Source organism: Nostoc sp. CALU 1950 (genome assembly GCF_051172895.1).
GTDB classification, from domain to species: Bacteria; Cyanobacteriota; Cyanobacteriia; order Cyanobacteriales; family Nostocaceae; genus Nostoc; species Nostoc edaphicum_A.
The window spans coordinates 106,061-122,898 of record NZ_JBDNJQ010000004.1 but is presented as its reverse complement, the minus strand read 5'-3'; the positions used below and the strand labels follow the sequence as shown (position 1 = coordinate 122,898).

General features: G+C 41.4%; 10 protein-coding genes. All 10 read left to right on the top strand.

Annotated elements, in window-relative coordinates; translation table 11 throughout:
* Window positions 1-198 precede the first annotated feature (198 nt).
* The 10 genes from ABF638_RS02460 (at window position 199) to ABF638_RS02415 (ending at window position 16,282) form a co-directional block, all read left to right on the top strand.
* Window positions 199-1,116 carry a histone deacetylase family protein gene (locus tag ABF638_RS02460; protein ID WP_435019952.1) on the top strand — a complete coding sequence of 306 codons (918 nt, stop codon included), beginning with the start codon at window positions 199-201 and terminating at the stop codon, window positions 1,114-1,116.
* 248 nt (window positions 1,117-1,364) lie between these two features.
* On the top strand, window positions 1,365-5,849 hold the full coding sequence (locus ABF638_RS02455; RefSeq protein WP_435019950.1) for a translation initiation factor IF-2 N-terminal domain-containing protein: 4,485 nt from the start codon (window positions 1,365-1,367) through the stop codon (window positions 5,847-5,849).
* A 339-nt stretch (window positions 5,850-6,188) separates the two neighbouring features.
* Window positions 6,189-6,683, top strand: coding sequence for a hypothetical protein (locus ABF638_RS02450; RefSeq protein ID WP_435019948.1), 495 nt, complete (start codon window positions 6,189-6,191; stop codon window positions 6,681-6,683).
* 60 nt (window positions 6,684-6,743) lie between these two features.
* Window positions 6,744-7,217, top strand: coding sequence for a hypothetical protein (locus ABF638_RS02445; protein ID WP_435019946.1), 474 nt, complete (start codon window positions 6,744-6,746; stop codon window positions 7,215-7,217).
* Between the two features lie 181 nt (window positions 7,218-7,398).
* Window positions 7,399-8,226 (top strand): P pilus assembly protein, chaperone PapD, encoded by an 828-nt coding sequence (locus ABF638_RS02440; RefSeq protein WP_435019944.1) that lies wholly within the window; start codon window positions 7,399-7,401, stop codon window positions 8,224-8,226.
* 283 nt (window positions 8,227-8,509) lie between these two features.
* Window positions 8,510-11,146 carry a carboxypeptidase-like regulatory domain-containing protein gene (locus ABF638_RS02435; protein ID WP_435019942.1) on the top strand — a complete coding sequence of 879 codons (2,637 nt, stop codon included), beginning with the start codon at window positions 8,510-8,512 and terminating at the stop codon, window positions 11,144-11,146.
* A gap of 55 nt (window positions 11,147-11,201) precedes the next feature.
* Window positions 11,202-12,080: a bile acid:sodium symporter family protein gene (locus tag ABF638_RS02430; protein ID WP_435019940.1), complete on the top strand. Its 879-nt coding sequence runs from the start codon at window positions 11,202-11,204 to the stop codon at window positions 12,078-12,080.
* Between the two features lie 63 nt (window positions 12,081-12,143).
* Window positions 12,144-13,976, top strand: a complete 1,833-nt coding sequence (locus ABF638_RS02425; RefSeq protein ID WP_435019938.1) for a hypothetical protein — start codon at window positions 12,144-12,146, stop codon at window positions 13,974-13,976.
* A gap of 279 nt (window positions 13,977-14,255) precedes the next feature.
* A complete protein-coding gene (gshA, locus tag ABF638_RS02420) occupies window positions 14,256-15,395 on the top strand; it encodes a glutamate--cysteine ligase (protein ID WP_435019936.1) in 1,140 nt (379 codons plus the stop codon).
* Window positions 15,396-15,820: 425 nt separating this feature from the next.
* The gene (locus ABF638_RS02415) at window positions 15,821-16,282 is read left to right on the top strand and encodes a tRNA (cytidine(34)-2'-O)-methyltransferase (protein ID WP_069068390.1); all 462 of its coding nucleotides are present in this window, start codon (window positions 15,821-15,823) and stop codon (window positions 16,280-16,282) included.
* Window positions 16,283-16,838: the final 556 nt, after the last annotated feature.

The following is a 16,838-nucleotide window of genomic DNA, read 5'->3' as shown; positions in this document are numbered from 1 at the left end:
AGGGGCAGAGGGGCAGAGGGGAAAGAACTTAGTATTTGAACTCTCCCCTGCTCCCCTGCTCCCCTGCTCCCCTGCACAAGCGCAGGCTTTGAGAGGTGTGGTGAGAAATCCGGGTAAAAACCTTTTCCCTTTACCCCTTCCCCTTTACCCCACCAAGGTAACTAGTTGTCAGATTAGCTGCTTGAGATTTTCTCGATTATGGACTTGCCAATTATTTACCACCCAGATTACATTGCTCCCCTACCTGAAGGACATCGCTTTCCGATGTCTAAATTCCGAAAACTCTACGAATTGCTGTTAGCCGATGGTGTAGCTAATCAAGAACAATTTCACACACCTGAACGTCCGCCACACGAATTGATAGAGTTAGTCCACACCCCAAATTATGTTCAAGCTTATTGCGAAGGAACCCTAGACCCCAAAGCACAGCGTCGCATTGGTTTGCCTTGGAGTCCAGAATTAGCAAATCGTACTTGTGTAGCGGTAGGTGGTACGATACTCACTGCTAAACTAGCATTAAGTCAAGGTTTAGCTTGCAATACTGCTGGTGGAACTCATCATGCCTTTCCTAGTTATGGGTCTGGTTTTTGTATTTTCAACGATTTAGCGATCGCTTGTCGCGTTTTACAAAAAATTGGACTTGTCCAAAAAATCCTCATTGTGGATTTGGATGTTCATCAAGGAGACGGCACCGCTTTTATCTTCCAGGATGACGACAGCGTTTTTACTTTCTCCATGCACTGCGAAGTCAATTTCCCCGGTACTAAACAAAACAGCGATTTGGATGTTCCTTTACCTGTGGGAATGGAGGATGATGCTTATTTACAAACTTTGGCAAATTACCTATCAGATTTATTATCTAAAGTCAAGCCAGACTTAGTATTTTATGATGCTGGCGTTGATCCTCATATAGGCGATCGTTTAGGCAAATTAGCCCTTACCGATGCCGGGATTTTCCGCCGCGAAATGCAGGTTTTAAGTACTTGTATGAGTAGCGGTTATCCCGTCGCCTGCGTCATTGGCGGTGGTTATGCTGATGATATGAAATCTTTAGTTTGGCGGCATTCCCTGCTACATCGCGCCGCCAGTGAAGTTTACCGCCAGTACAAACTATAGTCATTTAGCGGGCAATACTACCCAAAATCGTCAAGTTTTTAAACGCAGAGGAACGCAAAGTAAACGCAAAGGTACGCAGAGTATTGCCAAATTTAATTCGTAGCGAATAGGACTAAAATAAACTTTGCGCTACTCTGCGCTTACCTCTGCGCGACGGCAGTCGCTACAACGGGGGGAACCCCCGCAACGCGCTGCCTCCCCTTTGCGTTTAAATTTAAACCCTATTTTGTCAGCAAAGGCACTACTGGATGAACAACGGCAAACTCAGAGTCTACGAACTAGCAAAAGAATTAAATTTAGATAGCAAGAAGCTATTATTAATTTGTGAAAAGCTCAAAATTGTAGTCAAAAGTCATACCAGTACAATCTCAGAACCCGAAGTTGAACGCATTCGTGTAGCGGTAAATAAACTAACAGCAAAATCCTCGAAAACTACTAAAATAACCTCTGAAGATTGGGGCTATACGTTTATAGCTTCAGCAATTGATAGTTTTATCCGTCATCTGGAAGGGGAAACTGCCCTGAAATCATATCCCGAATTTCGGGAGCGGCGCGATCGCGCCAATGAGTTAATGTATGAATGTGTCGGTAAAAAGCCTTCTCTGTTTTATGTGCGTCGCAAAGGCGCGGGGAAAGAGGCAAGAGAAGAAATTTGGGATTTGACAATAGCAACAGACTCCGATGAGTTTCAGTTACCCACAAGACTAGAGAAGCTCAGAAAAACATTAGGATTTAGAGCAGCTGTACAAAAAGATGGACGCGGCGGTTTAAAAATACTGTCAGTTTACTTATTACAACTCTCACGGGCACACGCCGATAGCTATGCTGTACCTTGTCGCTTGCGTTTGCTACCTAATCATCAGCATCATCTCGACATACCGCCCGCAACATTGAAACGCATCGCCGCCGCGCCAGTTTGTGGTGATCATGTACCCACAGAAGATCAGCTGAAAGCTTGGAAAGCCTTTTTGCAGATTGAGGAAAAAATTGCGAAAGCGCGTCAGTTTTGCGTGCGTTATGTAAGTCATAACTATAACTTCAAAAGACGGATCAGTTTTGAAATAGATGTAGCCTCAGCCACCCTTGACGGCTTTTATCAAAATTCCCTTGATGTTGACAATTTTTGGGAACGAGCAAGACGCACAAAAAACGAAGATTTGAAGCTTTTTGAAACTGCTCCCGTCGGCAAAAATTGGATTAGCGGTCGTCAATTAGGGACTGTTGAGGAACTTGACCCCAACCGTTGTATTATCAGCCTCAGATTAGAACGCGACTTAGCTGAATATATGGCAACAGAGCGTTATAAGTTGCCAGATACAGGATTTTTGTGTTTTGAAGCAGTTGGTGATATTCAGCAGATTCAGCGTAAGAAAAAAGCTTTAGATGATTTGAATAATGGTTACACCCAAAATCCCTATTTAGGCAACTTTTTATTCGATGCTTCTCAGGCTCGACAAATCAAAACAACTGTTGAACTTCAACCACAAGATTTATTGTTATCTTCTGCTAATCCTGGTCAGAAAGCAGCAGTAGAAAAGGTACTTGCCGCTAAGGATCTTGTTCTTATTCAAGGGCCACCTGGTACTGGTAAAACTACCGTAATTGCCGAGATTTGCTATCAAATAGCCCTTCGCGGTGGACGAACTCTAATTGCTTCTCAAGCCAATTTAGCAGTAGATAACGCCCTCAGTCGATTAGTTCACAACCCAGTAATTCGGGCTGTACGCAAGGGGAGAGCCGAGAAAGTTGGCGAGGAAGGACAGCCATTTCTAGAAGACCAAGTAATTGGCAGATGGCTAGAAAATACTGCAACTGACTGTGAAAATAATCTGACTCAACGGCTCGAAAATATCCAAGTTTTCAGTCAATTGCTGGCATCATCAGTAAGATTTACAGCTTACTTACAAGTAGAGGAAGAATTTAATCAGCAACAAACTAAATTCAATAAAAATAAGTTAAAGCTAGAGGCTAACTTTAAAAACCAAGAAACATCTTACAACGAAACTCTAGAGAAACAGAGCGAAGTTGAATTACTAATTTCAGGGCTAAAAAATATACTAAATACTGCTCCAAATATCAACTGGGAAGCTCCAGAAGTCACAGATTTTTTGCCACTTCTTAAGCCATACACAGAAGGGAACAGTTTAGTAGAAGAATTTTTAGCAAATGTTCGTCAAACCATCAAATATACTAATGAACTTGGCTTTTTGCGTCCGGCGCTTGGCGCTTTTGGTTTAGCGGCTTGGTTGCGTGAAACTGTAGCAATAGAAATTTCTGAATTTAAAACTGCTTTGACTTATGCTCAAGATGCAAGTAAAGCTATATCAGAAGTTGCGGTTTCAGTGCAGGTTGTCAAACAAAATTTCGCCTCGTTAAATCAGCTACAACCAGATTATCAGCAATATCTTACCAAACTGCAAAATCTACAGCAAACAATCCAGATATGGGAAAACCGTAAACGGGAAATAGATTATATTATCTCAGCAGTGAAAGAATGGAAATCTACAGCGCCTTCTCATCTGTATCAAACCTTAAAAGATTGTCAGCAATCAGGTTTACCACTAACAGAGAATTTAGTGGATTTGCCGCTAGGTTTGTTGATGTTTGCTAATACATTAAAATTATCAATAGTACCAAAAGTATACAAAATTAACCTACCAGAATGGGAGTTATTGACAAAGGCGATCGCTTATGAAATAGACGGAGGTTTTACTGACAGGCGGGGTAAACAGCATAATTTTAGCTATTTTTTACAAGAAAATTTTAGTCAAATTCCAATGGTGCTATCAAAGAGCGATCGCACCCAATGGCAAGAAACCTATCAACAGTTTAACAATTATCAGCTACTCAACCCCAAACAGCGAAAGTTACTGGTTGAGAATACCCAGGTTTTCTTAATTAGAATGCAACGAACTTATGGAGCATCATGGGAATGGAATAATCTGGACTCTACTCTCACCCGCATTACACAAGAATTACTAGATATAATCCTTGCAAATGCACGTCAATGCGTTTTAAAAGTCAAAACTGAAACTGAACAACAGCTTCAGCATTTGCAACGACAATTAAATGAACTTCAGAAAACTGAAGTTAGCCAACAGCAAATATCTATTACTCAAGCTGAGGCTGAAAAAGCACAGCAAGATGCTAATTTGCAGCTTGGACGAGTGATTAATATCTTGCAAGAACTTAATCAACAGCCAAATATACCTGCTCAATTACGTATTTTAATTGAAAAATATCTCACAACACAATCAAATATTTGGGAGCAGCCGCAAGAATTCTCAAATCAAGTAAATTCTTGGGGAACTTGTATTATTCAGCTTGAAAGCTTAATTTCATCACTAGAACCTTTTTCTGTGCTGGAGACGATTAACAATTCTCTACATGAGCATTTATCAAAGCTAAAGCAAGAAACTGAAGTTTCCCTACAGCAGCTTCAACAATTACAAACTAATCTACGCGAAATAGAACAAAAATCACAACCACAGCCATCAGAAGATTTAACAGTAGAAAGAAACTGGTGGATGGCAGAATGGCAAACAATACCTGATAAATTTAAGCTCGAAAATTCTTATGGTGACTTATTTAATCTAGAATTTTTACGCGAAATAAATGTTCAGTTTGAATCTTGGCAACAGCAACTCCAGAAAGATGAAACCTATATCAATAAGTATCAGAATTATGTACAAGATTGGATAGGAAAATTAAGACAGCCAACGGAACGCGATCGCGATGATTTAAGACGTATCTATCTAGATAATGCCAACGTCGTTGGTATCACCTGCGTTCAAGCTGCAAGCAGAGGTTTTTCGGAAGAATTCAAATCTTTTGATGTCGTCATTATTGATGAAGTTAGTAAGTGTACTCCACCAGAGTTACTAATCCCAGCATTAAAAGGCAAAAAGTTAGTCATGGTAGGCGATCATCGGCAATTACCACCCATGCTTGATACTAGCACTGTAGAAGAAGTTGCTCAAACAATGGGTAATACAAGAGATGAACTACAATTCTTAGAAGAATCACTATTTAAAAGTCAGTTTGAATCTGCTGATGAAAGCATCAAACAAATGTTAACTACACAGTATCGAATGCACCCATTTATTATGGGAGCAATCAATCAGTTCTATGACGGGAAACTAGAATCTGGTATTTTGGAGCCAGATACAAAACGCGCACATCATTTAGCAGGCGAAATTATCCAAGAATCTCAGCATCTTCTTTGGGTAAAAACGCCGATAGAAAATCAGTTTTTAGAGCAACGAAATGGAACTTCTTACTTTAATACTCCAGAAATTGATGCGATTGAACGTCTGTGTCACCAATTCGAGAGTACTTGGGCTTCTAAAGTTGCTAATGGTGAGCCAAAAAAAGAAATTGCTGTAATTACATTTTATGGCGCTCAATTAAGAAAAATTGATGAACGTCTGCAATCTGAACTTTTCCCTTCCCTAGAAATTCGTACTGGTACAGTAGACAGATTTCAAGGTATGGAAAGACCCGTTGTAATTGTGAGTATGGTTCGCAACAATAGTAAAGGAGATGTGGGATTTGCCAAGAAACCAGAACGGGTTAACGTTGCATTTTCCCGCGCTCAAGAACTATTAATAATTGTGGGTTGTCATAATTTATTTACCCATCAATCAGGTAAAGTCGGAAGTATGTATTCTGAAGTTTCAAATATTGTAAGTCTTCATGGAGGTTTCGTTGATGTTTCTCGCCTCTTCAGCTAAACCTATTAATGACAATCTCAAAAATTGGGTAGATAAAGTTGAGGCGATCGCCTGATCAAACTAACCCCACCGAAGCACCGTATTTTTCGCTACTAAATCTCGGTTATGAGTCACCGTGTAAAGTTGTGCGCGTAGGCGTAGCTCGCCGCAGGCATCGCACAAATCGATGCATACAAAAAACCGAAATTTCACAAACCGTAATTTGGGCTAAGTATCTTAACTGAATTTACTCTCTGGGAGAAAACTCGCGTATTCTTGCGGTCGATAAGGTGACATTTGATAGTTAATCTAAAAAAAGCACTGAGACAAGACAACGCTGAGTAATTAGTTAACTCCTTTATGCTTTACCGTCTAGCGTTAACCTCTAGCCTGGTGCTGGCAAGTGCATTAAGCGTGCAGGCATTCGTTCTAGATCAAGCTGTGCTAGCTCAAAGTGCAGATGTTCCTTTCAGTGGAACAGTTCCAGCTGAAGCTAGCTTTAGTTCTTCTGCCCCTAGTACTGCTGAAGCAACTATTTCTGGCAATTCTAGTGGAATTTCGACAAAGTTGGAATCACAAACTCCCGCCACTATAGGTGTACAAAACAGCACATCTGCAACCGTTACTGTTTCTCCCCCCAGGCTTGTATCTGGCCCTAGTGCCGATCCATCTGGGACAACGCACATTGGCTTTTTAAAATTTGGTTCTACCAATGTTCGCAGTGATGTTGGTGGTGGAAGCGCAACTTTGCCAGCAGGTAATACCAATCTAGAGGTGAATTTATTAGTAGAACGACCAGTAGCATTTACGCCAGGAATTTATAGCTACATTGTCACCTTAACCATCGCACCATAACTGCTTTTTTGTTGAGACTTCGTTTGATTGAACTCTAATTCATTTGAGAAGGATTTAAAAATGATTCGTCGTTCTTTATTAACCGCTGCTTTGATAATTGTTGGTTCTGTTGCTGTTGCGCCCAAAACTATGGCACAAACCGCTGATGTTCCCTTTACAGCAAATGTCGGTGGTGTCTGCAACTTCGATCAAATTACTCCTGGTAAATTGGGACTCAACCAGCAGACTAACCCAACAGCGTTAGCGGGAGGATTTTCTGGAGGGGTATTTGGTAAGGTTTTTGTTAGCTGTAACCAAGGTGCCAGAGTTAGTATATCTCAGCCACAGCAGACCGGAGGCCCTAGCTTTACACCAGTTCACTCTGTCGGGATGATCAACTCACCTTTTGGCAGTACAGATTCTCAGAATGGTAATCCTGTGTTTCTACCAGGAGGTAGCGGTTTACCTTTGGATATAGACATGATTGTAGATAAAGGCAGTCCTCTTGTTCCTGGAAGCTACAGCTATGTGACAACCTTGACGATCGTGCCATAGTCTAAAATTTTTCCAGTTTCCCTTCAGATTGATTGAGAAAAATAGTTGCTGAATATCTTGTCGCTAGAGAATAAATCTTCAAGCGACAAGATATTTTTCTGATTACCCAGAGATAAAATAAGTCTGCTTTTGGGAATTATAAATCAGGAATTAAATTAACAATCCTGCCATATTTATAAATATGCTCAATAACAATTGGCGCTCTCTAGCTGCTGTTAGTGCCGGCTTATTCGCCCTAATTTTGTTTCCTGTTGCTGCTAAAGCACAAATGAGCGTTTCTCCTCTGGTTATTGAAGCTAAAGCGGAACGCGGACAAGCCCAAGGAATGATCACGATTTCCAATACCAGTAAGATCCCTTCTCGGATTCGGATCTATGCTCAACCTTTCACATATAGCCGTGATGCAGGGTTTCAAACCTTATCCTCTAGTCCCAGTGATCTGACAAAATATCTACAATTCTCACCACGTGAGTTGACTGTCAAACCAGGAGAAGTTCGCCGGGTACGCCTCATAAGCCGCTTGGCTCCTAATTTACCTGATGGGGAATATCGTGCGGTAGTGTTTAATGAAACTCTCAGTGAATCCAAAGATGCTGCTGGTAATAACGTTACTTTGGTGGCAAGAATTGGCGTGACATTCTACGTCAGAAAAGGCAATCTTTCTCCACAATTAGCGATTGATAGTGCTAGCTTTAACCCAGAGCAAAAACAAATTCAACTCTTAGTTCGCAATAACGGTCAAGCGACTGTTTTACCTAGCTTAAATTGGACTTTACGTCAAGGGCAAACTGTTGTCAAAACTGGGCAGGTAGATGCTAATGCTGTGGTGGCAAATAGCGATCGCAATTTCTTATTAAATTACCCCAGCAAAGACCAACCAGCCCTCAAACCCGGCCAATATCAGCTTAGTGGTGAGTTGTTTTGGGGTGAAGACAGTAAAAAAAGTAAGTTGCCTTTCAATCTAAATATTACTATTCCCACACAAATGTCTTCATCACAGAAGAAATAGCTTGTATAACAATTCGTAATTAAGAAATTCAGATTTAATCTCAATTACAAAGACGCGATAAATCGCCGTCTCTACAAAGGAATTCTTCTTGTAAAGACGGCGATTTATCGCGTCTCTTTTCCGGTTAGTATCTGTAGCCTGACTTTGGAGAATTTGTATTGCTGTCAAATATAGCAAGAATATCGATAATTTTGTTTGGTGTATGGGAATTATATGTTTGTAAAGACGTTGCAATGCAACGCTTCTATTTTTATAAATAAATTTACTGAGAAATGAAAAATTTGTGCAACTTCGGTTAGTAAATAGAGGCAAATGTCTGCTAGCTGCGATCGCTCTCATCTGTCAAATTACCATTGCCCCAGCTAAGGCAGATACACCTGCAATTTCAAATCCACAAACCCCTATAAGTACCGAATTAGCTCAGAATTCTGAATTTAAAGTTTTTCCCGTAGGTTTGAATGTAGGGAGCCGCAATGTCAATCCTAGCGTTTTAGTGCGTGGTCAAGAAGATGGTTCTGAAGCAATTGATTTTGCAAATTGGCTGTTACCCTATGATGCTGTAATTCAAGGGTTGAAATTAAATATTACCACTTTACCTGATGGTCAATTAGAAGTGCGATCGCCTGGTGTTGTGACTCGCATTGATCCAAAAAAACTTCGTACTGATCCAGAATTAGGATTAGTCTTTACAATTCAAGATTTACAAACTCTATTTGGCGTAACCGCGAAATTTGATATCAATGAATACGCCATAGTTTTAGATGTTCCAGGACTAGATCAATCTAGTGGCAAACTAGCAGAAACGGAAACTCCAATTCAACTAGAAGGATTACCACACGTTGCACCTCAAAAGTTTAGTATCGCCGCAATTGAACAGAAGGTAAATGCTAGCGGTAGTGCTACCAGATCGACAAACTATAGAGGTGATTTTCTTGCTGTTGGTAGTGCTTTTGGTGGTTCATGGTTCATCCGCACCGATCAAGCAAATTTAGAAAATCCGCAAACTTGGAATATTGCCGAAGCGCAGTTTCTTCGACAAACTAATTCAGCTGATTATTTTGTAGGTTCCCAGCCAACGTTTTGGCAGACTCAAGGAACAGGAGACTATTGGGGTTTTACATCCATTCAACGACAGGGGTTTGTACCACCTCAACCCTTCGGTGGCGGTTCTTCCGATCCTCGCCAACGGTTACAAGCAGATGCTATTGGACGCACAATTTCTGGTAAGGCTGAACCAGGTACATTAGTGCGGTTGGTACAAGGTTTTGGCGATCGCGTGATTGCCGAAATTTTAGTTGATTCTTCTGGGATTTACCGCTTTGAAAATATTAAAAGCCAAAATCAATTTTTGGGCAACAATTATCGCGTCTTGCTTTATCCCCAAGGACGACTCACCGCACAACCAGAAATTCAACAGGCTACTTTTTCTACAGTCCCAGGACAATTACCAGCAGGTGCTTCAGCATTAATCGTTTCTGGTGGTTTACGACGGGATTTTGTGGGAAATCAAAGTCTGTTGGGAAACTTTTCTGACTTTCGGGGTGGAATTGCTGGGCGTTGGGGTTTATCAGAAAATCTGACAGTAGGCTTAGGTGGAGTGTATGACGAATCGCCTAGAGCCTTAGCAGAATTATTTTGGCGTCCGGGAAAGTTACCTTTGCAGGTAGCAGTTTCAGCACTGACGGGTAATAAGTGGGATGTAAATACAGATATTCGTTATAATCCATCTTCTAGCTTGAGTGCTGCATTTATTAGCGATCGCTTGTCTAGTCGTTTTAATTTAGATTGGCGAGTTTTGCCTCAATTCACCTTATTCACTAGTACTGACACGGCTGATGCAACATCTGGCGGAATGCAAATTAACTTGAGTGGCAAAGATGCCTTTACCTTTGCCCGTGTCAGCTTAGATACTAAAAACCGCCTGCGCTGGAATTTGCTGCAACGTCTTGGGAGACTAGAATTAACGCAACGCGGTAACGAAATCAGTACTTTGTCGGAACTGACTTACAAATTTTCTAAAAACAGCTTTTCTAATGGTGGCAGCGCACTGCTGTTAAATTATGAAACACAGAATCAAAATCGTAGCGACAGCTTGCTAAGTGTAAGTTGGCGCTATCGTTCACAACAACAGGCAATTGATGGTAGCTATCAGTGGGAAGCACAGTTGGGCTATGGTATTGGTTCTCAGGGTAGTGGACTACTAGCCACATTCTCCACAACAGTTTTACCAGGTTTGCTATTACGGGCGCGTTATCAAGGAGTATCGGCAAGTTCCGATGAAGCAACTTTCAGCATAGATTTAGCTTCTAGCCTGAATTTACAAGGGGGTATTAGTCCAGGCGATCGCCGTTCTAATTACTTCCGTACACAAGGCGGACTTTTGATTAAGCCATTTTTTGACCGAAACAATAACGGCAAACAAGATCGAGGGGAAGAAGTTTATACAGATAACGCTGATTTATTGTTGACTTTGAACAATAAACCTCTGAAGTCGTTTTTACCACAAATCCAGGGCGATCGCACTTTAATAAGGATGTCTCCTGGCGTTTATCGCCTCGACGTTGATCCAGCAGGTTTACCTCCTGATTGGCAGGCTGCGGCGGAATCCTTAGCTGTTGATGTGATTGCTGGTAGTTACACCTCTGTGATGATTCCGCTAATTCGTTCTTATACACGATCAGGGGTAGTCACGGATGCTCAAGGTCAAGCGATCGCAGGCGCACGGGTAGAAGCTATACAACCAGATCGGGGGACTCGGCGTTTTTCTGTCACCAACGGCGCTGGAGTCTATTATTTAGAAGGCTTGCCACAGGGTAAATACACTCTACAAATCAACGGTAAATCTGCCGGTAGCTTGAAATTAGAAGAGTCTTCTGAACCATTTCAAGAGCTTAATTTGCAACAGCCATCAATTCCCTAAGGGGAAACACGGTACAATCCAAAGGCACTTTTATTGTTACCAACGCGGGTTAAGGATGGAAGCAAATTTTCTGACGGCTGTTTTTCTGCCCCTAGCTCTATTTATTATCATGTTAGGCATGGGGTTAACCTTGACCCTAGAGGACTTCAAGCGAGTTGTAATCTATCCCAAAGCGGTGGTGATTGGCTTGGTGGCCCAGTTGATCATGTTGCCGATTGTGGGCTTTGGCATTGCGTCGGTGTTTCCCCTTGAACCACAATTAGCAGTAGGTGTGATGATTTTAGCAGCCTGTCCCGGTGGCGCTACTTCTAATATGATTACGTTTTTGGCCGGGGGTGATGTTGCTCTTTCTGTGACGCTAACAGCTATTAGTAGTTTCATTACAGTTTTTACGATTCCTCTGGTAGTAAATTTGTCCATGCAGAGATTTTTGGGGGAAGGAACAACGCTACAGTTACCTTTCTTAAATACTGTTTTGCAGATTGCGGTGATTACACTTCTACCTATAGCAATTGGGATGATAGCCAAGCGGTATGCACCCGGATTGGCAGACAAGGCAGATAAACCAGTGAAGTGGCTGTCTTTATTTTTCCTGGCGGTGGTAATTACTGGAGTGCTGCTGCGAGAACGGAATAATTTTGTTTCTTACGTAATAGATGTAGGCTTGGCAACTCTGGTTTTGAATGTGGTTGCAATGGCTTTAGGTTTTGCGATCGCGACTTTAACCCGCTTAGGAGAAAAACGCGTTACGGCAATTACAGTAGAAGTAGGAATTCAAAATGGGACTCTAGCGATCGCGATCGCTTCTACACCTACGCTGCTGAATAGTCCTACAATGGCTATTCCTGGGGCAATTTATGGTTTGCTAATGTTTGTCACTGGTGCTGGATTTGCTTGGTGGGCTAGTCGTCGTCAACGCTTGTTGAAAGCATAAAAGTACTTTGCCTCATGGGTTACAAGTATTTGTACAAATTAAATATCCCATCTTGTTACGTTAATGTTTTTTGCCTCTTCTGCTAAACCGATTGATGAAAATCTCAAGAATTTTGTAGATGAAATTGAAGCGCAAAGTCCTAGTTTGTCAGTTTTAACAGCGCGTCAATTTCGTTATAGCTTACGTCAAACTCCTGTAGAACTAAATATCAAGGAACCCCGCCAGTTTAACGTCCTCGAAGAATTTATCATCCGTGCTGCTATTGAATTTCAACCTCCGCCAACAGAAGATGAATTAGCCTCTGTACTTGGGCTTGATTCTGTATTTATTAAAACTACTACTGCAACTCTTCGTTCATTACAAACTTTATCACCAACATCGCCACTAACAGTTACTCCTGAAGGTCGCTCATTTTATGAAAAAGGATCTGTGCCACAGCCACCATATCCTATACAAATTAATGCTATTACAGACCCTTTAAGCGACAAGATTACCTTTCAATCTGAATCTTTAAATGAAACAGTGATAAATTTGCCTGATTTGGCAGACTTTATAACTATTGATAATACAATTGCTGATATTGCTTCCTTACCGCTTGAGAAAATACAAAAAAGCATTCAAACTTCAGGTTTAGCACTTCATGTACCAGAAGAGGGAAAAATCGTCACTTCCTGTAAAGTGCTTGCTTCGACTCAAAAAATTTGGAGAAAGATATCGCTTTTCGTTATCTTCGATGCCCTTGAAGATAAATTGAGCATTAAAATAAGAAATGGAAAGCAAATTTTAGAGTCAGCATCCAATTGGTTAGAAGTGCTACATAATGAAGGCAAAATATCTTTGCAAGCATTATGTAAATTGTCAACCGAAGCTATAAATTTTGAACGTGAAGCCATTCTCAAGCAGAAAAACACAGAAATAGAAGCTAGACTCGAAAAGATTCGCCAAAAGGCGCTAGAAATTGCGACTAAAGCCAGTGATGAAATAGATAAGTCTAAAGTACTAGGGGATGCCGTACAGTTACGGGATGGGCAAATTAGCCAAGTTTTTTTAGAAGTTTTAAATTCGGCTAAAAGTCAAGTTATAATCTATTCTCCTTGGGTGAATCAGGCAGTTGTCAATGAAAAATTTCTGACTCTGTTACAGAAATTAGCTAATCGCGGAGTTTGGATTTTAATTGGACATGGAATTGCGCGGCGACAAGAAGATGAAGATAAACCAATTCCATCAGAAATAGAGAAAAAACTTCGAGCGATAAAAACACCTGATGGTTTACCATCTGTACAGGTTTTTTGGTTGGGAGATTCCCATGTTAAAGAAGTAATAGTTGATAAAGAAATCCATCTTTGCGGATCTCATAACTGGCTATCTTATCGCGGCGATTATTTACCACGAGGCGAGTCAGTTTATAAAGTTACAATTCCTCATCAAGTCCAGGAAGCTTATGAATTTCTCGCGAATCGCTTCCAAAATCACGCTCAATATTTATGGCAAAATGCTCTAGAAAACCGCGATTATAAACTGGCTGTAGAGACTTTATGTGTGTGGGGTGCGCTAGGTATGGAAGATATTGCACTCAAAGAGATACAGCAAAAGAACTGGCTAGAACTTCTACCTGTGTGGTCAAATGTGGCACTTCAAGGGTTAAAGTCCAAGAATATACAAGCTGATTCAGCCATTTTTAAAACTGCACTTTCGTTGCTGAATCTGGTTTCTATTGAAGAGGATTTTATTGAATTATTGCAACAGGGATGGCGTAAAGTTATCGGCGCGATCGCAATTAACCATCCCGAAACTGCTTTAAACTTACTTAGTGATGAAGTGTGGGAACAGTTTATACGTCTCAAGATTGTTCAAGAGAGTGATTCACGTAATGATTTTATTTTGTACCGTCCTTAATCCACACTAGTACCGCAAGGCGGAATTAAAAATTAAAAATTAAAAATGAAGACAGCGTAAGGGTTTTGTTGATTGGGAATGGGTGGTTTATTTCCGCCGTGCTGTACTAGGATATTTTTCATACTTCAATTTATCGGAAGACAGCGCAGAAATATGCCGTCTTGATTTCGCCGGGATTGGCAATTAAATGATTCTTAACCTTTGATTGACCGAAAGATAGATCCAGAGATTCGTCTTATTCGATACAATTTGTAGGTAGAGAGAGCCGAGGAGAACAAGGTGGTCTTATTAAAAGGCTTTGAGATTGAGATGTACACTGGCACGCCTCAAGGTGAAATCGTCGGTCTCTCCGACAAAATTGTTGCCGCTTTGGGTGGGTTTATGCGGGAGCCAGATAGCCGCAATGTTGAATACATAACCCAACCATCCCATAATTACGATAATTTATTGTGTGCCTTGCTGCGTCCCCGGCGGGAGTTGCGAAACTACCTCAATCGTTTAGGCGATTATACCTTGATACCGGGAAGCACTTTATCTTTGGGTGGCGGCGATCGCTTTCTCCGTTCCGATCCAGCAAATACTTATCATGACTACATTGAGAATACCTACGGGACGAAAGTAGTTACTGCTAGCGTACACATAAATATAGGAATCAGCGATCCAGAAGTATTAATGCGGGCATGTAGGGTGATCCGCATGGAAGCACCTCTATTTCTCGCCCTCAGCGCCTCATCTCCCTTTCTGGATGGCAAAACTACTGGCTATCACTCCACCCGTTGGGGCGTCTTCCCACAAACACCTAGCCATGTGCCGTTATTTGCCAGCCACGCCGATCATATCCAGTGGGTGGAAGATCAACTCGTTGCCGGAACCATGCAAAATGTGCGGCATTTGTGGGCATCAGTACGGCCAAATGGCGATCGCCGTCCTTATGACTTAAATCGCCTAGAATTGCGAATTTGTGATTTAGTCACAGATCCCATTGCCTTGCTGGCGATTACTGCCTTATTAGAAGCGCGTTTGTTGCAAGTAATCGAAAATCCTAGTATCGAGCCATTAACCCAAAGTAGCTTTTCTGCTGAAGAACTCGTCACCCTGACTGCTGAGAACGAAGCTGCTGCTGCTGCTGGTAGTCTTGATGCTCAGTTGAGGCATTGGCAAGATGGTAGAAATATCCTAGCCAGAGATTGGATTTCTGAAATGTACCAAGATGTTTGGGCGATCGCCAAACAACGAGGCTTTAGCTGTTTCCTTTCCCCTTTGCACAAAATCCTCCGCGAAGGTAATGAAGCTCAACAGTGGTTGCAATTACACGCAGTCGGTTTTGATAGCCAACGCGTCATCACTCAGGCTATTATCGCCACTCAAGAGCGCGAAATCGAACTCGAAGACAAATTGTGTTCGTCACTACTGGCTTAATCTAAGAGATATCGGGCATTGGGTATGGGGCATTGGGCATACAAAAGAGAGGGGGGAGACAAGGAAGAGAAGAGACTGATTCAATAATTTCTCCTTGTCTCCCTCATCTCCCCAATCCCCAATCCCTTACTCCCCACTCCCCACTCCCCACTCCCGTCTTCATACAAATGGTAGATTCTCTTGGAGAGACTACCATCCCTAAAAGACACAAATACTTACTTTTTCTACACAAAACTTAACATTTACTGATTTTAGCCAAATATCCTCTCAGGCATTGCTCTGGGAGGGTTTGCGATTCGTTTTAAAAATCTAATCGATGGATGATGCTTGATTATTATTAACAAAACCTATGAATCACCTCTACCTTTTGGTAGATTTAACATTGACAATAGATTGTTTTATACAATACGTAAATTATACGGACAATGCCTCAGGTAGTTTTAGTTAACCCCCAAATCCCTCCTAATACAGGTAATATTGCCCGTACTTGTGCAGCTACAGGTACAGAATTGCATTTGGTGGGGCCTTTGGGATTTGAAATTAGCGATCGCTACCTCAAAAGAGCGGGCTTAGATTACTGGCCTTATGTCAAACTCCACTATCACGAATCCCTAGAAGCCTTTAAAACATTACATCAGGAGCGTGGAGGTAGATGGCTGGGTTATACAGTTGGTGGAAGTTGTAATTATGTAAACTTTCAGTTTCAAGCTGATGATTGGCTGTTGTTTGGTAGTGAAACCACGGGTCTACCACCAGCAATTCTGTCAGATTGCGATGCTACTCTGTATATTCCCATGAGCCAACCGGGGGTTCGCAGCTTGAATCTGTCGGTAAGTGTGGCAATTGGCTTATTTGAAACCCGTCGTCAGTTAGGCTATTTACAATAGTTGATTACCTTTATACTCATAAGTATATTTACTTACGGCGTCTCCCAGAATCTATTAGACGATTTATTTTTGGCGGCAAAAATTCTCTTCTTTACTGTAATAATATGTAAAACAATATACCGAAAATTAGGTTTATTACCAAAATGTAGTGGAAGATACTTACAAACAAAGGAAGGTTATTATAAGAAATTTGTATATAAAACTTGGGGTATTGCCAAATTTGAATGATAGATTTTGATGAATTTGAAACATCCTAAATTTGGGAACAAATGCGCTAAAATCCAGTCATGTCTTACATTTGAGCTATTTTGGCTCAATGAACGGCAGAAAGCAGCCAAAAAGTCGCCGATAGTTAATACGGTTGTTTTTTAGGGAATAATCAACGTAAAGTCTCGTGTTGAGAAGACGGATTGGGTAGAAATATCTTGAAGATATCTACAGCAGGGGGCATCAATTTTCCAGAAGTCGCAGGCAGCAATTTGATTCTCAGCAGCGACTATGGACTTGGCAAATATGTTTGTCCAGTCCCCGCGATTGACGCAAGACAAGCGCGGAC